The sequence below is a fragment of the Streptomyces sp. NPDC048606 genome (assembly GCF_040650855.1).
GTDB lineage: Bacteria > Actinomycetota > Actinomycetes > Streptomycetales > Streptomycetaceae > Streptomyces.
Genome location: NZ_JBEZIB010000068.1, coordinates 1 through 19960, shown reverse-complemented (window position 1 = coordinate 19960; position 19960 = coordinate 1). Strand labels below are relative to the sequence as shown.

General features: G+C 71.0%; 18 protein-coding genes and 1 riboswitch. Of the genes, 4 read left to right on the top strand and 14 right to left on the bottom strand.

Translation table 11 applies throughout. The features are described from left to right. Positions 1 to 108 precede the first annotated feature (108 nt). On the bottom strand, positions 109 to 729 hold the full coding sequence (locus tag AB0D01_RS38535) for a PadR family transcriptional regulator (protein ID WP_363063866.1): 621 nt from the start codon (positions 727 to 729) through the stop codon (positions 109 to 111). A 259-nt stretch (positions 730 to 988) separates the two neighbouring features. Here AB0D01_RS38535 and AB0D01_RS38530 point away from each other — a divergent pair, with 259 nt between their 5' ends. Next, positions 989 to 1804, top strand: coding sequence for a PhzF family phenazine biosynthesis isomerase (locus AB0D01_RS38530; RefSeq protein ID WP_363063864.1), 816 nt, complete (start codon positions 989 to 991; stop codon positions 1802 to 1804). A gap of 56 nt (positions 1805 to 1860) precedes the next feature. On the opposite strand, the gene AB0D01_RS38525 is transcribed toward AB0D01_RS38530, so the two are convergent. Together AB0D01_RS38525 and AB0D01_RS38520 are read right to left on the bottom strand one after the other, a co-directional pair. Continuing rightward, positions 1861 to 2661, bottom strand: a complete 801-nt coding sequence (locus AB0D01_RS38525) for a type II CAAX endopeptidase family protein (RefSeq protein WP_363063862.1) — start codon at positions 2659 to 2661, stop codon at positions 1861 to 1863. Positions 2662 to 2769: 108 nt separating this feature from the next. Further along, on the bottom strand, positions 2770 to 4305 hold the full coding sequence (locus AB0D01_RS38520; protein ID WP_363063860.1) for a glutamate-cysteine ligase family protein: 1536 nt from the start codon (positions 4303 to 4305) through the stop codon (positions 2770 to 2772). Positions 4306 to 4798: 493 nt separating this feature from the next. Here AB0D01_RS38520 and AB0D01_RS38515 point away from each other — a divergent pair, with 493 nt between their 5' ends. Both AB0D01_RS38515 and AB0D01_RS38510 read left to right on the top strand, forming a co-directional pair. Continuing rightward, positions 4799 to 5419 (top strand): hypothetical protein, encoded by a 621-nt coding sequence (locus AB0D01_RS38515; protein ID WP_363063858.1) that lies wholly within the window; start codon positions 4799 to 4801, stop codon positions 5417 to 5419. Between the two features lie 270 nt (positions 5420 to 5689). Further along, entirely contained in the window at positions 5690 to 5878 is a 189-nt protein-coding gene (locus tag AB0D01_RS38510; protein ID WP_007262885.1) for a DUF5999 family protein, read from the top strand. Between the two features lie 133 nt (positions 5879 to 6011). On the opposite strand, the gene gcvP is transcribed toward AB0D01_RS38510, so the two are convergent. Further along, positions 6012 to 8897, bottom strand: coding sequence for an aminomethyl-transferring glycine dehydrogenase (gene gcvP / locus AB0D01_RS38505; RefSeq protein ID WP_363063856.1), 2886 nt, complete (start codon positions 8895 to 8897; stop codon positions 6012 to 6014). Between the two features lie 196 nt (positions 8898 to 9093). Next, positions 9094 to 9192, bottom strand: a riboswitch (glycine riboswitch). Between the two features lie 124 nt (positions 9193 to 9316). On the opposite strand from gcvP, the gene AB0D01_RS38500 reads away from it, so the two are divergent. Continuing rightward, positions 9317 to 9676, top strand: a complete 360-nt coding sequence (locus tag AB0D01_RS38500; protein WP_363063854.1) for a PRC-barrel domain-containing protein — start codon at positions 9317 to 9319, stop codon at positions 9674 to 9676. On the opposite strand, the gene AB0D01_RS38495 is transcribed toward AB0D01_RS38500, so the two are convergent. The 10 genes from AB0D01_RS38495 to AB0D01_RS38450 form a co-directional block, all read right to left on the bottom strand. Continuing rightward, positions 9654 to 11060 (bottom strand): DNA polymerase IV, encoded by a 1407-nt coding sequence (locus AB0D01_RS38495; RefSeq protein WP_363063852.1) that lies wholly within the window; start codon positions 11058 to 11060, stop codon positions 9654 to 9656. The two genes, AB0D01_RS38500 and AB0D01_RS38495, sit on opposite strands and share 23 nt — an antisense overlap. 93 nt (positions 11061 to 11153) lie before the next feature. Further along, positions 11154 to 11795, bottom strand: a complete 642-nt coding sequence (locus tag AB0D01_RS38490) for a MerR family transcriptional regulator (RefSeq protein ID WP_363063850.1) — start codon at positions 11793 to 11795, stop codon at positions 11154 to 11156. Between the two features lie 240 nt (positions 11796 to 12035). After that, on the bottom strand, positions 12036 to 12509 hold the full coding sequence (locus tag AB0D01_RS38485; protein WP_007262890.1) for a bifunctional nuclease family protein: 474 nt from the start codon (positions 12507 to 12509) through the stop codon (positions 12036 to 12038). Positions 12510 to 12572: 63 nt separating this feature from the next. Next, the gene (locus AB0D01_RS38480; RefSeq protein ID WP_363063848.1) at positions 12573 to 13346 is read right to left on the bottom strand and encodes a MerR family transcriptional regulator; all 774 of its coding nucleotides are present in this window, start codon (positions 13344 to 13346) and stop codon (positions 12573 to 12575) included. A 50-nt stretch (positions 13347 to 13396) separates the two neighbouring features. Next, positions 13397 to 14338, bottom strand: a complete 942-nt coding sequence (locus AB0D01_RS38475) for an FHA domain-containing protein (RefSeq protein WP_363063868.1) — start codon at positions 14336 to 14338, stop codon at positions 13397 to 13399. Between the two features lie 82 nt (positions 14339 to 14420). After that, entirely contained in the window at positions 14421 to 15254 is an 834-nt protein-coding gene (locus AB0D01_RS38470; protein WP_363063846.1) for a DUF881 domain-containing protein, read from the bottom strand. Further along, positions 15251 to 15583, bottom strand: a complete 333-nt coding sequence (locus AB0D01_RS38465) for a small basic family protein (RefSeq protein ID WP_030158423.1) — start codon at positions 15581 to 15583, stop codon at positions 15251 to 15253. Before AB0D01_RS38465 ends, AB0D01_RS38470 begins: the two co-directional genes overlap by 4 nt. Continuing rightward, positions 15580 to 16473, bottom strand: coding sequence for a DUF881 domain-containing protein (locus AB0D01_RS38460; RefSeq protein WP_363063844.1), 894 nt, complete (start codon positions 16471 to 16473; stop codon positions 15580 to 15582). Before AB0D01_RS38460 ends, AB0D01_RS38465 begins: the two co-directional genes overlap by 4 nt. Positions 16474 to 16601: 128 nt before the next feature. Then, positions 16602 to 19100 carry a mannose-1-phosphate guanyltransferase gene (locus AB0D01_RS38455; protein WP_363063842.1) on the bottom strand — a complete coding sequence of 833 codons (2499 nt, stop codon included), beginning with the start codon at positions 19098 to 19100 and terminating at the stop codon, positions 16602 to 16604. A 102-nt stretch (positions 19101 to 19202) separates the two neighbouring features. Continuing rightward, on the bottom strand, positions 19203 to 19793 hold the full coding sequence (locus tag AB0D01_RS38450) for a CDP-alcohol phosphatidyltransferase family protein (protein ID WP_363063840.1): 591 nt from the start codon (positions 19791 to 19793) through the stop codon (positions 19203 to 19205). Positions 19794 to 19960 lie beyond the last annotated feature (167 nt).

The window sequence follows — 19960 nt, the reverse complement described above, 5'->3', positions numbered from 1 at the left end:
CACCCGTTTTTTGGTGTTTGGGTCTTTGTTTTTCTGGGTTTTGTTCTCCCTAGGGGGCCCCCCCCCCGCGCGCCCCCGGGGGGCCCGCGCCGCCGTTGCGGGGCCGGCTCAGTGCTCGTCGGCCAGGATCAGGTAGAGCTTCTTGCGGGCGTCGTTGATCACCACGAGCGCCTTCTCCCGCTGCTCGGGTGAGCCGGTCTTGAAGACCTGCCCGAACGCCTCCATCAGGCCGACCCCCGCGGTGCGGACCTCGTGCATCGCCTCGAAGTCGAAGCCGCGCCCGGCGTCCGCCCAGGGAGCGTCCGGTCCCGATTCCGCCTCGGCGCGGCCGGTGTCGGTGAGCGTGAACAGCTTCTTGCCGCCCTCGCTCGCACTGGTGATGAGCCCCTCGTCCTCCAGCAGCTGGAGGGTCGGGTAGACCGAGCCGGGGCTGGGCTTCCAGGCCCCGCCGCTGCGCTCGCCGATCTCCTGGATCATCTCGTAGCCGTGCATCGGCCGGTCCGCGAGCAGGGCCAGGATCGAGGCCCTCACGTCTCCCCGGCGGGCCCGGCCGCGCGGTCCGCCGCGCCCGCCCCGCCCGCCGAAGGGGCCCCCGCCGAAGGGCGGCCCGAACGGCCCGAAGGCGGCGCGCAGCCCCCTGAACTCCTCCCGACGGTCCGGCCCGCAGTGGCCGTGACCGCGCCCGTGGTCGTGTCCGTGCCCGTGGTCGTGCTGTCCGTGTGAACGCATCGCCGCGCTCCTTTCGTCATCGCTCGTCGCGTGTGCGGTCGCCGTCGCAATCGACGACTCCTTCACTATCACTGATCCATCGCGATGCGTCAACGATATATCGGAAACTGTTTCCGACTGTCGGCGATCGCTCGCACGGTTCGTCGTGAAGCAGCAGGTCAGGGGGCGGGACCGCCCGAGGGGGCCGACCGGGCGGTCCAGGCCAGTCGTCCCGGATTGGCCTTTGTCCGCGTTCGCGACCCCGCCCTACGGTCGGCCCATGCGCATCCGAATCGTCGACGCCTTCACCGACCGCCCGTTCCAGGGGAACCCCGCCGGGGTACTCCTGCTCGACTCGTTCCCCGACGACGCCTGGCTGCGGCGGGTGGCGGCGGAGGTCAACCTCTCCGAGACCGCGTTCGCCCACCCCCTGCCGGCCGGCGGGGACACCGACTGGGCGCTGCGCTGGTTCACCCCCACCGCGGAGGTGGACATGTGCGGCCACGCCACCCTGGCCACCGCCCACGTCCTGCGCGAGACGGGTCTGGCGAAGGGCACCGTCCGCTTCGGCGCGCGCTGCGGGGTCCTCATCACCCGGGCCGCCGAGGACGGCACGATCACGATGGACTTCCCGACCTCGACGCTGACCCCTGTCGAGGCGGACCCCGCGGTCGGCCGGGCCCTCGGGGCCGAGATCCTCTCGGTCCACGACACCTCCGCCCACATCGGCGACCTGGTCGTCGAGCTGCCCGACGAGGCGGCCGTACGGGACCTGCGCCCCGACCACGCCGCGCTGCGCGCCCACTCCCGCCGGGGCGTGATCGTCACCGCGCGGGCCGAGGACCCCGCGCGCGGCTACGACTTCGTCTCCCGCGGCTTCTTCCCGGCCGTCGGCATCGACGAGGACCCGGTCACGGGCAGCGCCCACACCGCGCTCGCCCCGTTCTGGGCCGAGCGGCTGGGCCGGACACGGCTGACGGGTCTCCAGGGCGGCGCCCGCCGGGGCCTGGTGGAGGTCGAGCTGGCGGGCGGGCGCACGCTCCTGACCGGGCGCGCCGTCACCGTGATCGACGGCGAGCTGCTCACCGCGCCGTGACCCGGGCCGGTGGCGGTCGCCGGACGCGACGGCGACCGGACGCCGCCCCGTGCCCCCTACGGGGTGGGCAGCCAGCCCACCTTGCCCGCGAGCAGCGCGTATCCCCCGAAGGCCACGATGTCGAGCAGGGCGTGGGCGACGACCAGCGGGCCCACCCGGCCCCACCGCCGGTAGGCGAGGACGAAGACCACGCCCATCACCACGTTGCCGATGAACCCGCCGATGCCCTGGTAGAGGTGGTAGGAGCCGCGCAGCACCGAGCTGGCGACCAGCGCGGCCATCGGGGACCAGCCCAGCCCGTCGAGCCGGCGCAGCAGGTACGCCAGCACGATGACCTCCTCCACCACGGAGTTCTGCACCGCGGAGAGGATCAGTACGGGGAACTTCCACCACACGTCGGGCAGCGCCTCCGGCACCACCGTGAGGTTGAAGCCGGAAGCGCGGGCCGCCAGGTAGAAGGCCAGTCCGGCGCTGCCGATGCCGGCGGCCACCAGGGCGCCCCGGGCGAGGTCGCCGCCCGGTCGGGTGCGGTCGAAGCCGAGCACCCTCAGCCCCGGCACGCCCTCACGGGTGAGCAGGTGGGCGACCAGCAGGACGGGGACCAGCGCACTCGCGATCCCGAACAGTTGCCAGGCCAGGTCCAACCAGGGCCGGCCGGGGGCGTGGGAGCCGTTGAGGGTGGCGGCCTGGTCCGCCAGCCCGCCCGGTTTGGTGAGCGAGCCGAGGAAGCTGATCAGCGCGGACACGCCGCTGGCGCCCAGGGAGAGGGCGAGGACGAGCAGGGTCTCGGTGCGCAGCAGGTTCCGCCGCCGCTCGTCCCCCAGCTCCACGACCACCGGTTCCGGCTCCGCCCGCACGTCCGACTCCCGTCCGCCCATCCCGCTGTGACCACCCCATACTGCCTCCTCGGCGGCGGGGGCGGTTCGACGGGACGGGCGTACGGGGCCCGGACCGGGCGCCGCCGCTCAGCGGCGGGCGGCGGCGGGGGCCTCGACCCCCTGTTCCGCGATGCCCACGGGCCAGGTGTGGACCGGGTCCCCCTTGTGCATCAGCTCGCTGTAGCGGCGGGTGGTCGCGGCCAGCGCGGCGTCCCGTTCCAGCCCGCCCGCGAGCGCCCGGTGGTAGGTGTCCACCTGCCAGGTCGCCCCGTTCACCCGGCGGCGACAGCGTTCCTCGATGATCCCGAGGTAGTGGTCCCGGTCGGCGGGCTCGATGCCCCAGGCGTCCAGCCCGGCCGCGGCCATCGGCAGCAGTTCGTCGAGGACGAGCCGCACCGCCGGTACGCTGACCAGCCCCCCGGCCCGGCCCCGACGCGGCCAGTGCAGCCGCGCGTCGATCCCGTACCGGCAGGCCGCGTCGAAGTTGGCCTCGGCCTCCGCGAACCGCATCCGCGTCCACACCGGGCGCTGTTCGTCGGCGAGGGTGCGGACGAGTCCGTAGTAGAAGGCGGCGTTGGCGACGACGTCGGCGACGGTCGGCCCGGCCGGCAGCACCCGGTTCTCCACCCGCAGGTGCGGGACCCCGTCGGCCACCCCGTAGACGGGCCGGTTCCAGCGGTAGACCGTGCCGTTGTGGAGCACCAGCTCCTGCAGGCTCGGCACCCCGCCCTCGGCCAGCACCCGCAGCGGCTCCTCCTCGTCGCAGATCGGCAGCAGGGAGGGGAACCAGCGCACGTTCTCGGCGAACAGCTCGTACGCGGAGTCCACCCACCGCTCCCCGAACCAGGTCCGAGGCCTGACCCCCTGCGCCCGCAGTTCGGGCGGGCGGGTGTCGGTGGCCTGGGTGAACAACGGCGGACGCGACTCCCGCCACAGCTCCCGCCCGAACAGGAACGGCGAGTTGGCCCCCACCGCTATCTGTACGGCCGTCACCGCCTGCGCCGCGTTCCACACGTCGGCGAACCGCGCGGGCGTGACCTGGAGGTGGAGCTGTACGGAGGTGCAGGCGGCCTCCGGCACGATGGATCCGGTGCTCCAGGTGAGCCGCTCGACCCCGTCGATGTCGAGCGTGAAGTCCTCCCCGCGCATCATCAGGATCTGCTCGTTCAGCAGGGAGTAGCGGTCCACCGCCGACAGGTTGGCCGGGGCCAGGTCCGCGCGGGAGATCGTCGGCAGGATCCCGATCATGACGACGCCCGCGTCGATCTGCGCCGCCTGCCGGTGCGCGTAGTGCAGTCCCGCGCTCAGTTCTTCGGCGAGCTGGTCGAACACCCGGCCGCCGAGCCGGTGCGGAAGGACGTTGACCTCCAGGTTGAACATCCCCAGTTCCGTCTGGAAATCAGGACTCGCTATTCGCTCCAGCACCTCCGCATTCACCATCCGCGGCAAACCGTCGGAACCGGCGAGATTCAACTCGATCTCCAGCCCCATCATGTTCTTGGGGCGATCGAACCTCTTCTCGGCCAGAAGCCGCTCCAGTCCCTCCAGGCACTCGTGAAGCTTCCTCCGATACCGTTGCCGATCGGACAGGTCGAATCCGCCTGCCACGACCTTCTCCCCCATCGAAGCGTCCCTCCTCGAGTGGCCCGGCCGTTGCCCCCGGGCGCGCGTTACGGTCGATGATGCCCAGGCGTCGTGATCCATAACGCCGGGGCGACCGGTCCGCCGGAGAGCGCGCGCCGGTATGGCCGGATGGGCGCTTCGGCACATTCACCTGGCAAGTCGCCATCGGAAAATGCGACGTCGACTTTGCCGATTCCGGATAACCGACACTTTCCGGCCGAGCACCCTTCCGGTAACCTCCGAGGTCAGCGCGTCAGGTTCGCGCGCATTGGGCATGAATAGCACGACAGTGGGACCGGAAGAGGACTTGCCGGCAATGGCGGGGACAGGTAGCCGAAACACTGCGTGAACACATGTCGTATAAACTCCGCAAACGAGGCAGAGAGTTGGCGCGCGGCCATTGTCCCAATGCCCACCTCTGACCCCAGAATGCGACAGCGCCGTCCGCACCTTCCCCTGCACCACAGGTCTCCCAAGTGAGAGGCGACCCACCATGCCGCTGCATGTCCCCCCGGCCCCCGCGCCCGCCCTGCGCAGCGTCCTCGCGGCACTCGGTTCTCCCACCGCCGTCCACGAGGCGCACACCCCGACCCTGCGCGCGGTCCAGGGTCCGACCACCGCCGAACTCCCCCTGCCGGTCCACGTCCTCGACCGGCTGGGGATGTCGGGCGCGGCGGGAGACGGCAGGCCTCCCCGCACGCGGCTCACCGCGTGGCGCTTCCTGATCCGCAGCGGCGACCGCTTCGTGGCGGCGGCCGACACCCGCCTGACCGCGGACGGCTGGACCTTCTCCCACTTCTTCGAGGGCCCCTACGTCGCGGCCACCGAACGGGCCCTGCGCCAGGCCGAGTCGCTCGGCAAGAGCTACCAGCCGCGCCTGCTCTCCGTACCCGAGCTGTACATGCTGACCCTGTGGCTGCACGGGGCGGTCGGCGCCGACGCCGCCGCCGGCCTGCCCGCCGCCACCGACCTGCTGGTGCCGCTCGCCCCCGCCCCGCCCGGCATCGCCCCGTACCGCCCGCACACGGTGTCCGAGCTGCTCCCCGTAATGACCCATCGGCTGACCCCGCCGGCCCCTCCCGTCCCTCCGACCCTGGCCGCCCCGGCCGCCTGAGGCCACCCACCCGTCCGGCCCATCCGGCCTAGTCCGCTCGGGTCATCCGCGAACCACCCAAAATGACAGGGGAGTTGGCCTGAACCGCCCGCACGGGTGATGCGTCCTCAATCCATGAGGACAGCTGCCGGGAAATACCTGCGAAGCAGCCGTCGTGGGGGAAGACTGAGGACATCCTCCCCGCAGGCGCGGGGACGACCCAGGGGGACGGCCATGAATCACGCATCGAGCCGTAGCGAACAGACCACACCGCAGCGAAAGAACGCATCCATGTGCCAGCACCAGCCTGCCTGCCCGTCATCAGAGTCCGCCGACCGGGAGGCCGCGCGCCCGGTGGCCAACCACCCGGAACAGGGCTGGAGCCTGCTGTGCAACGGCGTCCTGCTCTTCGAGGACACCGGTGAACTCCTGCCGGACGGCCAGATCATCGCCCCGCACCGCCCGCTCGCGGCGGCGTAGCGGCCGACGGGCACGCACGGGCGGACGTACGCACGCACGGACGCACGAGAAGGGGCCGGTCCCGGAGCGCGAAGCTCCGGGACCGGCCCCTTCGACGTGTCCCCACGTCACGGCGGCGTACCGCCGGGCGGGATCAGTTGTCGTACTCGTCCAGCGGCGGGCAGGAGCACACCAGGTTGCGGTCGCCGAAGGCGCCGTCGATCCGGCGCACCGGCGGCCAGTACTTCTCGGACGGGTTCACGCCGCCCGGGAAGACCGCGTCCTCACGGCTGTACGGGTGGTTCCACTCGCCGCCCAGGGCCGCGGCCGTGTGCGGCGCGTTGGCCAGCGGGTTGTCCTCCAGCGGCCACTCGCCGCCCGCGACCCGCTCGATCTCGTGACGGATGGCGATCATCGCGTCGCAGAAGCGGTCGATCTCGGCGAGGTCCTCGGACTCCGTCGGCTCGATCATCAGCGTGCCGGCGACCGGGAAGGACATGGTCGGCGCGTGGAAGCCGTAGTCGATCAGGCGCTTGGCGATGTCGTCGACGCTGACGCCCGTCGCCTTCGACAGCGGACGCAGGTCGATGATGCACTCGTGGGCGACCAGGTTGCCCGGGCCGGTGTAGAGCACCGGGTAGTGCGGCTCCAGGCGCTTGGCGATGTAGTTCGCGCCGAGCACGGCCACCTGGGTGGCGCGCTTGAGGCCCTCGCCACCCATCAGGCGGACGTACGACCAGGAGATCGGCAGAATGCCCGCCGAACCCCACGGGGCGGCGGAGATCGGACCGACGCCGGTCTCCGGGCCCGCGGTCGGCTGGAGCGGGTGGTTGGGCAGGTACGGGGCCAGGTGCGCCCTGACACCGACCGGGCCGACGCCCGGGCCGCCGCCGCCGTGCGGGATGCAGAAGGTCTTGTGCAGGTTCAGGTGCGAGACGTCGCCGCCGAAGTGACCCGGCTTGGCGAGGCCGACCAGGGCGTTCAGGTTGGCGCCGTCGACGTAGACCTGACCGCCGGCCTCGTGCACCTGCGCGCAGATGTCGGCGACGTGCTCCTCGAACACGCCGTGCGTCGACGGGTAGGTGATCATCAGCACGGCGAGCTCGTCACGGTACTGCTCGATCTTGGCCCGCAGGTCCGCGGCGTCGACCTCGCCGTCGTCGGCGGTCTTGACGACGACGACCTTCATGCCGGCCATCACGGCGCTCGCCGCGTTCGTGCCGTGCGCCGAGGACGGGATGAGGCAGATGGTGCGCTGCTCGTCGCCGTTGGCCCGGTGGTAGGCGCGGACGGCCAGCAGACCGGCCAGCTCGCCCTGGGAGCCGGCGTTCGGCTGGATGGAGACCTTGTCGTAGCCGGTGACCTCGCAGAGACGTTCCTCCAGCTCGGTGATGAGCGTGAGGTACCCCTCGGCCTGCTCGACCGGGGCGAACGGGTGCAGCTGACCGAACTCGGGCCAGGTGACCGGCTCCATCTCGGTGGTCGCGTTGAGCTTCATGGTGCAGGAGCCCAGCGGGATCATGCCGCGGTCCAGCGCGTAGTCCTTGTCCGAGAGGCGGCGCAGGTAGCGCAGCATCGCGGTCTCGCTGCGGTGCTGGTGGAAGACCGGGTGGGTCAGGTACTCGTCCGAACGCAGCAGGCCCTCGGGCAGGGCGTCGGCGGCGGAGGCGTCCAGCGCCTCGATGTCGGCGGTGACGCCGAAGGCGGCCCAGACGGCCTCGACGTCCGCGCGCAGCGTGGTCTCGTCGCAGGAGACGGAGACGTGGTCGGCGTCGACGCGGAAGAGGTTGACGCCGCCCTCGCGGGCCGCGGCGACGACCTCGGCGGCCTTGCCGGGCACCCGGGCGGTGACCGTGTCGAAGAAGGAGCCGTGCGTGACCTCGACCCCGCCGGCCGTCAGGCCCGCGGCCAGGATCGCGGCGTAGCGGTGGGTGCGGCGGGCGATCGTGCGCAGGCCCTCGGGGCCGTGGTAGACGGCGTACATGCCGGCCATCACCGCGAGGAGCACCTGGGCGGTACAGATGTTGCTGGTGGCCTTCTCCCGGCGGATGTGCTGCTCGCGGGTCTGGAGCGCCAGGCGGTAGGCCTTGTTGCCGTCCGCGTCCACGGAGACGCCGACGAGGCGACCGGGCAGGGAGCGGGCGTGCTTGTCCTGGACGGCCATGTAGCCGGCGTGCGGTCCGCCGAAGCCCATCGGGACGCCGAAGCGCTGGGTGGTGCCGACGGCGATGTCCGCGCCGAGGGAGCCCGGGGAGGCCAGCAGGGTCAGGGCGAGCAGGTCGGCGGAGACGGCGACGATCGCGCCGAGCCCGTGCGCCTGGTCGATGACCGTCTTGATCTCGCGCACCGCGCCGGAGGCACCGGGGTACTGGACCAGGACGCCGTAGACGCCGCGCTCGGCGATCTCGGCCGGGATGCCGTCGGACAGGTCCGCGACGACGACCTCGATGCCGATGGGCTCGGCGCGGGTCTCGATGACGGCGATGGTCTGCGGCAGGGCGTCGGCGTCGACGAGGAAGACGTTGCCCTTGGACTTGCCGACGCGGCGGGCCAGGGTCATGGCCTCGGCGGCGGCGGTGCCCTCGTCGAGCAGGGAGGCACCGGAGGTCGGCAGACCGGTCAGGTCGGCGACGACGGTCTGGAAGTTCAGCAGCGCTTCGAGGCGGCCCTGCGAGATCTCGGGCTGGTAGGGCGTGTACGCCGTGTACCAGGCCGGGTTCTCCATGACGTTGCGCAGGATGACCGGCGGGGTGAAGGTCCCGTAGTAGCCGAGGCCGATCATGGAGGTGAGGACCTGGTTGCGGTCGGCGAGCGAGCGCAGCTCGGCGAGCACCTCGGCCTCGGTCCGCGCCTCGGGCAGGTTCAGCGCCTCGGCGGTCTTGATGACATCCGGCACCGCGGCGGCGGTGAGTTCGTCCAGGGAGCCGTAGCCCACCTGGGCGAGCATCTTCGCCTGCGCCTCGGCATCCGGGCCGATGTGGCGCTGCTCGAAGGGGATGCCCTGCTCCAGCTGAGCGAGCGGAATGCGGTTGGCGGTCATGACGGAGGCCTCCTGGTCGTATGACCTGCGAGGGGCACCACGGCGCGGGCACCCGGACGGCCTCCCCCTCTGTCATCTCAACCTGAGAGCTTCACCGGGCCCCACGGGGGTCTCCCGTGCGATCCGGCTTTCACCGTCGGTGAGGCGCGGAACCGGTACTGCGTGCCCGGTACCGCCCCTGCTTTCCAGAGTGGCCTCGTCGCGTGCGGTACGTATGCCTGAGAGATTCCGGGGAGGATTTGCTCCTTCGGCGCCTCCGTCGAGCTCACTCGGAGGACTCTCCCGCACAGGGTCAACAGCCGTCACCCAGCCTACCAGCGGGGATCCGGGGCCTCCCTCGAGTGGCCCCCCATCCCGATATGCCCTTCTGTAGTCATTACGGATGAGTTGTGAACCGCGTGCGACCAGACGGAGGGACCGTGCAGACCGACATCGATCCGCGCAGCCTGATCGGCCGCAAGGCATTCGACCGCAACGGCGCCAAGATCGGCACCGTGGACGAGGTCTACCTCGACGACGCCACGGGAGTGCCGGAATGGGCCGCCGTCCGGACCGGCCTCTTCGGCCGGGACGCCTTCGTCCCCCTGGAACCCAGCGAGGTCGTGGACGACGCCCTGCGCGTGCCCTTCGACCGTTCCCTGATCAGGGACGCCCCCGATTTCGGGGTGGGTCGCCACCTCTCCCCCGAGCAGGAACTCCAGCTCTACCACCACTACGGCCTGGACGTGACCCTCCCCGAGGACGTCCGCGGCCCCCTCACCCCTCCGGAGAAGCCGTAGAGAGGTCCGAGGACGCCTCCCCCACCAGGGGCAGCGGATCGGAGGTCTCCAGTTCCGGGTCGTCCACCCGGAAGGTACGGACCCGCCCGGGCGCCGATCCCGGCCGCTCGAACCGTACGGTGACCCGCCCGACGCCGCTGCCCTGCACCCATCCGGCCCCGTACACCGCGTGCCGTACGTCGCTCCCCGCCGGCCAGTGCCGTGCGGCGGCCCGCTCCGGCTCCCCGGACGGCTCCTCGGGCGCCGCGGCCCCCTCCTGCCCGGCCGCCTCCTGGGGCGCGCCCGTCGTCCCGTCCGCCGCCTCCCCCTCGGTGCGGGCCTGGGCGAAGAGGTCCTCCTGGGTGTAGTCGGCGAGCCCGGTCACGCCGACCCCCAGCAGCCGTACGCCGCCCGTGGTGTCGACGCCCTCCAGCAGTCGCGCCGCCGCCTCCCGGACGACCGCCGGGTCGTCGGTCGGCCCGCGCAGGGTCTCGGAGCGGGTCAGGGTGGAGAAGTCGTAGCGGCGCACCTTCAGGACGATCGTCCGTCCCGAGTGCCCGGAGGCGCGCAGCCGCACCACGCACCGGTCGGCGAGCCGCGCCACCTCCCCCCGGATGCGGACGCGGTCGTGCAGGTCCACGTCGAAGGTGTCCTCGACGGACACCGACTTCGCGTCCCGTTCGGCCACCACGGGCCGGTCGTCCAGTCCGAGCGCCATCCGGTACAGGCCGACCCCGTGGGCCCTGCCCACCATCCGCACCAGCTCGTCCTCGCCCGCCTCGGCCAGGTCCCCCACGGTGGTGATGCCGGCCCGCCGCAGGTGTTCCCCGGTGGCCGGCCCCACCCCGGGCAGGGTCCGCACCGGCATCGGCGCGAGCAGCTCCCGCTCGGTACCGGGCTCGATCAGCAGCAGTCCGTTCGGCTTGGCCTCCTCGGAGGCCACCTTGGCCAGCATCTTCGACCCGGCCAGGCCCACCGAGCCGCTCAGGCCGGTCAGGGCCGCGATGTCGGCGCGCAGCCGTTCCCCGGTGGCGCGGGCGCCCGGCGCGTCGAAGGCCCGCCCGCCCGCCTCCAGGTCCACGAAGGCCTCGTCCAGGCTGAGGGGCTCCACCAGGGGCGAGAGCTCCCGCAGCAGGCCCATGACGAGGTCGCTGACCTGCCGGTAGAGGGTGAAGCGGGGGTGGACGTAGGCGCCGTTCGGACAGAGCCGGCGGGCCTGCGCGGTCGGCATCGCCGAGTGCACCCCGTACCGTCTGGCCTCGTAGGAGGCGGTGGCGACCACGCCGCGCGGCCCGAGCCCGCCGACGATCACGGCCTTCCCGCGCAGACTGGGCTTCGACGCCTGCTCCACCGCGGCGTAGAAGGCGTCCATGTCCAGGTGCAGGATGGTCGGCGCGGTTCTCACACCCCGATGCTGCCCTACGGCTCTGACAGCGGGCCGCAGCCGCCCCACGGGCCCGCGGGGATCCGCGCGCGGCGAGGGCCCGCACCGGGGAGGTCAGCCGGCGCGGTTGCGGCGGGCCGCCAGCTCGTCGGCCGGATTGTGGCCGACCACGGTCTCGCCGGTGTCCACGCGCTCGCCGTGCAGCTGCGACAGCGCGCTCTCGACGTCGCGCCAGACGACCCCGACGGCGATGCCGAAGACACCCTGCCCGCCCTGGAGCAGGCTGACGACCTGGTCCGGGGAGGTGCACTCGTAGACGGTCGCCCCGTCGCTCATCAGCGTCATCCGTTCGAGGTCGGAGAAACCCCGGTCGCGCAGGTGCCGGACGGCGGTGCGGATGTTCTGGAGCGCGACCCCGGTGTCGAGGAAGCGCTTCACGATCTTGAGGACGACCACGTCGCGGAAGCTGTACAGCCGCTGCGTGCCCGACCCGTAGGCCGGTCTCACGCTGGGCTCCACGAGGCCGGTGCGCGCCCAGTAGTCGAGCTGGCGGTAGGTGATCCCGGCCGCGGCGCAGGCCGTGGGGCCCCGGTAGCCGACCTGTTCGGGCGTCGGATCCTCGCTCACCGGCCCCACCGCCGGGGCCGCCGCCGGCTGACGGTGCGCGGGACCAGCCGCAGCACCGCGCATCGGGTACGACCCGCCATCACTGCGCGCGGGGGTGCCCCCGGTCGTACCGTCGCCCGTGATCCTCACGCCGACCCTCCGTCCTTGACCTGCCATCTTGAAGGTAGGCAGTGACCAGGGGTGCGTCAACGATCGCCACACTCGGCACGCCGAGTGATAATCACCCTGAGAGTGGTTTCCCGTACCCCATTGCGGGGAAAGGCTACTCGAATGGGCTGAAAGTTCCGGGAGTACGACGCGGCCCGTGTTTCACGAGGGGCCCGGTCTCGCGCCCCTCACGACCACGGTGCGCCACCCCCGCCGGGTCCGCTACTGGGGGCCCGTGCCGAAGTCCTCCGGCGAGATCTGGTCGAGGAATTCACGGAACTTCTCCACCTCGTCCTCCTGCTCGTCGGGAATGGCGATTCCGGCGTCGTCGAGGACGCCGTCACTGCCGTAGATCGGCGTCCCCGTCCGCAGGGCCAGCGCTATGGCGTCGGATGGCCTCGCGCTCACCTCGACCCCGCTGGCGAAGACCAGCTCCGCGTAGAAGACGCCCTCCCGCAGATCCGTGATGCGGACCTCGGTGAGCTCCTCACCGACCGCCTCCAGCACGTCCTTGAACAGGTCGTGCGTCAGCGGCCGGGCAGGGGCCATCCCCTGCTGCGCGAAGGCAATGGCGGTCGCCTCCCCTGGACCGATCCAGATGGGGAGGTACCGATCGCCTCCCACTTCACGCAGGAGCACGATCGGTTGGTTGGAGGGCATTTCCACCCGGACACCCACAACGTCGAGCTCGTTCACACAGCAACCCTAGGACCTGCCCGGCAGGTTTGGGTAGTCGGGGCCGCACGACGGACCTCCCGGTCAGTGCAACCGGACCCCGAGCGCGGTCTGTACCAAGGCCTCGTGGAGCCTTACGCACAGCCCCGCGAGCTCCCTGGTCGTGGCCTCCGCGTGCGTCCGGGTCTGCGGATTGCGGTGCCGGCGCAGGGGCGCGACGACCTGTTCCACGAGTCCGGCCTCGCGGTCCGCGGCCGCTTTCATAGCGCGCAGATGGCGGGGTTCGAGCCCGAATCGACCGAGGTCCGCGATCAACCGGGCCACGGTGACCGCCTCGGCGTCGAATCCACCGTCGGGAGCCTCGCTGACGAGCCCGTACGACTCCCACTCCACGAGCCGGACCTCGTCCACCTCCGCGGCGGCGATCAGCTCGGCACGGCCCACCCGTGCGACGGTCGGCCGCCCGCCGCCCGCCTCCCCGTACAGGGGTGCGGGGACGGCGGGGTCGACGGACTCGCCGTTCGCGGTGGGCGCGGGAATGCGCACCTGCTCACCGCGGTCGAGCGCGTCGAGCTGCTCGCGGATGACCTTCAACGGCAGGTAGTGATCGCGCTGGAGGCGCAGGATGCGCCCCAACCGCTCCACGTCCCCGGTACTGAACTTGCGGTACCCGGAGGGCGTGCGCCGGGGCTCGACGAGCCCCTCCGCCTCCAGGAAGCGGATCTTCGAGATCGTGACTTCGGGGAACTCCTCGCGCAGCGTGGTCAGCACCGTGCCGATGCTCACCAACCGTCCTGCCGAGGCGGCGGCGCCGGCGGCGCCGCCCTGGGGGGCACCGCCGGTCGGGGTACGCAGCATGGAACCTTCCCTCCGAGGGCTTCCCCCCGGACGGAAGTCCAGGGGGCGGGTCAGATGCTCCGCAGGCTCGCGTAGAAGACCAGCCGGTACTTGCCGATCTGCACCTCGTCGCCGTTGTGCAGGGCGACCGAGTCGATGGGCTCGCGGTTGACGTACGTGCCGTTGAGGCTGCCCACGTCGGAGACGGTGAAGCCGCCCTCCGGGCCCCTGCGGAACTCGACATGCAGCCGGGAGACGGTGACGTCGTCCAGGAAGATGTCGCTCTGCGGGTGACGGCCCGCCGTGGTCAGTTCGCCGTCCAACAGGAAGCGACTGCCGGAGTTGGGACCGCGCCGGACGATCAGCAGCGCGGAACCGGGCGGCAGCGCCTCCACCGCGGCCTGGGCCTCGGGGGACAGCGAGGAGGACACGTGCTGTCCGGACGCCTCGGCCTCGTAGGCCTCAAGACCCGAGATCGAGATGGTGGACGTGGTCTCCGAGGCACGCTCCGGCGTCAGACCCGGTCGCAGCGGCGCCCCGCAGTTGGAGCAGAACCGGCTGGCCGCATCGCTGCGGTGCCCGCACCTGCCACAAACCTGGACGGCCGACATGGACGGCTCCTCGCGCCGCGGCTGCCCCGCGGATGCATTGGTGGCATACGGGTCGGGAGTAAACCCTCCACCCGCACTTGAGGTTGATGGTTCACCGAAACCTATGCGTCCGGAACCCGCGGGGTCAACAGTCGACGCGCCCTGTGCGCCCGAATTGTCTCCCGCACCGGCCACCTCGTCACGGAAGAGCGGCCGGTCGCCCTGCCCTTCCCCGTCTCCCTGTCCCGCACGGTGGCGCGCCGCGCCACTCTCCTCGCGGTTCTTCTTGCCGAACAACTTCTCAAACAACTTCACGGGCGATTCCCCTTGACCGAAACAGACCCGCCCGTGGGGCAGGACGAACTCTGCATGCACACACCTGCCGACCCGGACATTCTCACAACGTCCGTAACCACCAGACAGTTTCCACCACGCACCGCGACTTCGGTGCGTCGACCCCCCGCAGCCGTCCGGCCGCGTGAGCCGTTCCACATTCCACACCGCCTCACGGCGATGACGACCGAGCGTAGTCAGGCTGCTCCGCAGCCCGCAAGGCATCCACAACGATCTTCGCCGACCGTGTGACGGCCACGTTGGCCTGCTCCTTCTCCAACGTCTGCACGACACCGCCCGGGATGTTGAGCGCGGGCTCCAGGTCCTGCGGCTTGCCGATGACCTTGAACTCGTAGGGCTGTGTGATCTTCTTACCGTCGATCCCGATGCCACCGCCCACGTCCGAGAAGTACGACCCCGCCACGACGCGGACGCCGTTGATCTGGATCGCCTCGGCCCCGGCCGCGCGCAGCTCCTGCAACGTGTCCAACAACTGGTCGGACCGCACCTGACCCTTGGGATCGGTGATCCGCAACGTGATCCCCGGCCCCTGCGCAGCTACCGTACCGGCCAGGATGCCCAGTTGGCGCTCCTTCTCCAGGGTCTGCCGGCGCGCTTCCTCCGCCTGGTCGGAGCTGTTCTCCAGCTCCCTGCGCTGCGCGTCCAGGCTCTGCTTCTCGTCCTCCAGGCGCTTGGTGCGCCCGTCCAGCTCGTCCAGGATCCGCACGAGGTCCTCCTGGCGGGCCCCGCGCAGCGGCGCGCTGGAGTCGCTGTTGGAACGGACCTGGATCGCGAGACCGAGCCCCAGGACGAACAACAGCAACGCGACGATCAGTTGGGCCCGGCTCACCCGCGGCGGCCACAGACCGGCCGCCAGCCGCTGCCGCCCCGTCTGCGGCGGATCACCGCCCGCCGGGACCGCCGCCGGACCGGGCTCCTCTGCACGGGGCGCGGCGGGCGCCTTCGGCTCTTCGGGCGGGGTGTTCTCCGTGCTCATCGGCCTCACGCCCGGAAGACGTGCCGACGGATGGCCGCGGCGTTGGAGAAGATCCGGATGCCGAGGACGACGACCACGCCCGTCGACAGCTGCGAGCCGACGCCGAGCTTGTCACCGAGGAAGACGATCAGCGCGGCCACGACCACGTTCGACAGGAACGACACCACGAAGACCTTGTCCACGAAGATCCCGTCCAACATCGCGCGCAGACCACCGAACACCGCGTCCAGCGCGGCGACCACGGCGATCGGCAGATATGGCTCCACCACGGCCGGCACTTCGGGCCGGACCAGCAGCCCGACCACCACTCCGGCCACGAGGCCCAGTACCGCGATCACGATGCACCCTTCTTCGGCTCTGCTGCTGTGGCTGTGCGTACGGTCAGGCTGGAGGCGGCCGGGAGCACCAGCGCGTCCGCCGGGGACAGCTTGGAGCGGATGCCGTAGCTCTCCTGCAACACGTGCAGGTACTGGCCGTCCAGCGAGTCCTGGAAGGCGGTGCCCAGCCGCTTCTTGTCCCCGATCGCGAGGACCTCGTAGGGGGGCACCAGGGGTCTGTTGTCGACCAGTATGGCGTCACCGGCCGCCCTGATCGCCGACAGCGCCGTCAACCGCTGCCCGTTGATCGAGATCGCCTCGGCTCCCGACTGCCACAGGCCGTTGACGATCCTCTGCATGTCCCGGTCACGCAGCCGTCCGGTGTCCGAGAACCCGCTGCTCTCGCGCGGTCCACCGCCACTGGACGAAGATCCCTTCGCGTCGTCCACTTCCAACCTGACGCCGGGACCGCGCACCTCGGTTGCACCGGACAACGCGGCCACCAGCCGGGCCTGCTCCCCGCCCGGCTGCTTGAGCACCGCCCGCTGACGATCGGCGACCTCCGAACGCAGCCGCTCGATGTCCCGCTCCAGGCCGTCGGCGCGCGCGTCGGCGCGCTCCACCCGCTGGATCAGCTCCTGGCGCTCCTTGGCCAGCACCGGCGCCGCTATCCGTGCCTGCGCCGCACCCAGCGTGACCACCATCGCAGCCAGGACGAGCCCGGCGGCGAGCGCCAGCTTCGCCTTCAGGGTGCGCGGCAGACCCGCGGTACCGTCCGCCTCGCGCCGGGCCGTCGCTTCCGCATAGCCCTCGTCGAGGCTGTGGTCCATCACGTGCGTCAGCAGCGACATGGACGCGTCCGGGCGCGCGGGCGGACCGGCCGAACTCCGGTTGTGGGGCGGCTGCGACATGCACCACATCGTCGCATGTCGCCACCGCCCCCACCGAATGCGTCCGGCCGGCGGACCGGGACGGGTCACTGCCCGCACCCGGCCCGCCGGCCGACCGCCCTACGGGGCACCCGGCCCCGTCACCGCCGTCAGTGCTGCCCGGCACCGTCCACGACCGCGCCCCACTCGTCGAGCAGGGCCTGCGCGGACGCGTCGTCGGGGCCCTCGGCCCACAGGTGGGTGACCGCCTCCGCCGGGTCCGGCAGGACCAGTGCCCACCGCCCGTCGGCCTCGACCACGCGCACCCCGTCGGTGGTGTCGACCTGCCGGTCGCCGGCGGCCTCCACGACCCGCCGCATGACGAGCCCCTTCGCCGCCCACGGCGTCGGCACGTCCCGCTTGAGCACGTGGGCCCGCGGGATCCGCGAGTCGATCTGGCTCAGGGTGAGCTGCGTACGCGCCACCAGCCCGATCAGCTGCACGAACGCCGCCGACCCGTCGAAGACGCTGCTGAACTCGGGAACGATGAACCCGCCCCGACCGTCTCCACCGAAGATGGTGGTCTCCTCCCGGCCGACCCGCGTGAGGTCGTCCGGCGAGGTCGTCGTCCACTCCACCTGCGTGCCGTGGTACGCAGCCACCTGCTCGGCGACGCGCGTGGTGGTCACCGGCAGCGCCACCTTGCCGCTGCGCTTCTCGGCGGCCACCAGGTCGAGGAGGACGAGCAGCGCCCGGTCGTCCTCGATGATCCGGCCGCGCTCGTCCACGAGGGAGATCCGCTCGCCCACCGGGTCGAACCGCACGCCGAACGCGGCCCGCGCCGACGCCACGATCTCCCCGAGCCGCACCAGGCCGGCCCGCCGGGATTCCCGGCTCTCCGTCGGCCTGGACTCGTCCAGACCGGGGTTGATCGTCAGCGCGTCCACGCCGAGCCGGCCCAGCAGGCTCGGCAGGACCAGTCCGGCGCTGCCGTTGGACGCGTCCACGACGACCTTGAGGCCGGAGTCGGCGATCCCGGTGGTGTCCACCCGCCTCAGCAGCGAACCCGTGTACGAGTCGAAGACGCTCGACGGGAACTGGAGGTCACCGATCTCTCCGGGGAACGCGCGCCGGTACTCCTGACGCGCGTACACGCGGTCCAGCTTGCGCTGCTGCGCCTGCGAGAGGTCCGCGCCCCGCTCGTCGAGGAACATGATGTCCACCGAGTCCGGCACCCCGGGCGAGGTTCTGATCATGATGCCGCCGGCGGCGCCGCGGGCGGTCTGCTGCCGCGCCACGGGCAGGGGCACGTTCTCCAGGTCACGCACGTCGATGGCGCTGGCCTGCAACGCCGAGATGACGGCCCGCTTGAGCGCTCGCGCGCCGCGGGAGTGGTCTCGGGCGGTGGTGACGATCGCGCCCTTCTTCAGCGTCGTCGCGTACGCCCCCGCCAGCTTCACCACCAGCTCGGGGGTGATCTCCACGTTCAGGATGCCGGAGACCCCGCGGGCACCGAAGAGGTGCGCCTGGCCCCGGGACTCCCAGATCACGGAGGTGTTGACGAAGGCGCCGGCCTCGATCGTCTTGAACGGGTACACCCGGACGTTGCCCTGGACGATGGACTCCTCGCCCACCAGGCATTCGTCGCCGATGACGGCCCCGTCCTCGATCCGCGCGGCGCGCATGATGTCGGTGTTCTTGCCGATGACGCAGCCGCGCAGGTTGCTGTGCGGCCCGATGTACACGTTGTCGTGGACGACGGCCTTGTGCAGGAAGGCCCCGCTCTTGACGACGACGTTGGACCCGACGACGGTGTGCTCGCGGATCTCGACCCCGGCCTCGACCTTGGCGTAGTCCCCGATGTAGAGGGGACCCCGCAGCACCGCGTCGGGGCTCACCTCGGCGCCTTCGGCGATCCACACCCCGGGCGAGATCTCGAAGCCGTCCATGTCGACCTGGACCTTGCCCTCGAGCACGTCGGCCTGCGCCTTGACGTAGCTCTCGTGGGTGCCCACGTCCTCCCAGTAGCCCTCGGCCACGTAGCCGTAGATCGGCCGGCCTTCCTTCATCAGCTGCGGGAAGACGTCACCGGACCAGTCGACGGAGACGTCCGCGTCGACGTAGTTGAAGATCTCCGGCTCCATCACGTAGATGCCGGTGTTGATGGTGTCCGAGAACACCTGCCCCCAGGTCGGCTTCTCCAGGAAGCGTTCGACCTTTCCTTCCTCGTCCACGATGGTGATGCCGAATTCCAGCGGATTCGGCACACGGGTGAGGCACACCGTGACGAGTGCGCCCTTCTCCTTGTGGAAGTTGATGAGGTCGGTGAGGTCGAAGTCGGTGAGCGCGTCGCCGGAAATGACGAGGAACGTGTCGTCCTTCAGTGCCTCCTCGGCGTTCTTCACGCTTCCGGCGGTGCCGAGCGGCTTCTCCTCATTGGCATAGGAGAGCTCCATACCGAGCTCCTCGCCGTCCCCGAAATAGTTCTTGACGAGCGACGCCAGGAACTGCACGGTGACCACGGTCTCGCTGAGCCCATGGCGCTTGAGCAGCCTGAGCACGTGCTCCATGATCGGCCTGTTGGCCACCGGCAGGAGCGGCTTGGGCATGCTTGAGGTCATGGGGCGAAGCCGCGTACCTTCGCCACCGGCCATCACGACGGCCTTCATGTCGGAAGAGTCCTCCTAGAGAGATGACGGTCCAGCCGACCTCACCCGTCTCGGACGGTGACTCCCGCTACTCCTCCGCGTCAGTACCGGCGCCGAGTGAGCTCAATCGGCCGTGGCATCCGCCTTGACCAGACGGCGGACTTGCACCACGTAAAGGATTCCTGCCCACCAATAGAGCGTTGTACCCCAACCCGCGAACGCCCATCCGAAAACGGACGCCATCCAGGCGAGCCAACCGGTGCCGTCGCTGAGCAACAGGAGGGGGAAGGCGTACATCAGGTTGAAGGTCGCGGCCTTGCCGAGGAAGTTGACCTGGGGCGGCGGATAGCCGTGCCGGCGCAGGATCCACACCATGACCAGCAACATTGCCTCGCGGGCGAGGAGCGCCGCGGTGAGCCACAGGGGCAGGATCTCGCGCCAGGTCAGCCCGAACAGCGTGGTCAGGACGTAGAGGCGGTCCGCGGCAGGGTCCAAAAGCCGGCCGAGATTGCTGATCTGATTCCAGCGGCGCGCGAGTTTTCCGTCGAGGTAGTCGCTGATCCCGCTGAGCATCAGGACGGCCAGGGCCCATCCGTCGCGCTCGGTCAGGATCAGCCAGAGGAACAGCGGCACGCCCACGAGACGGGCCATGCTGAGGATGTTCGGAATGGTGAAAATTCGGTCAGTCTGGACCCGAGTCTCCTGGACCTCCACCCGGGGGCCTCCACTGTGACTGTAGATAGTGTCGAATCGATGCCCCCTGACCCTACAGGAGTTCGCGACCGGCCCCTGAACGCAGAAAAGCCCCGCACCATAAGGTGCGGGGCTTTCCCACAATGATTGTTCGGCGGCGTCCTACTCTCCCACAGGGTCCCCCCTGC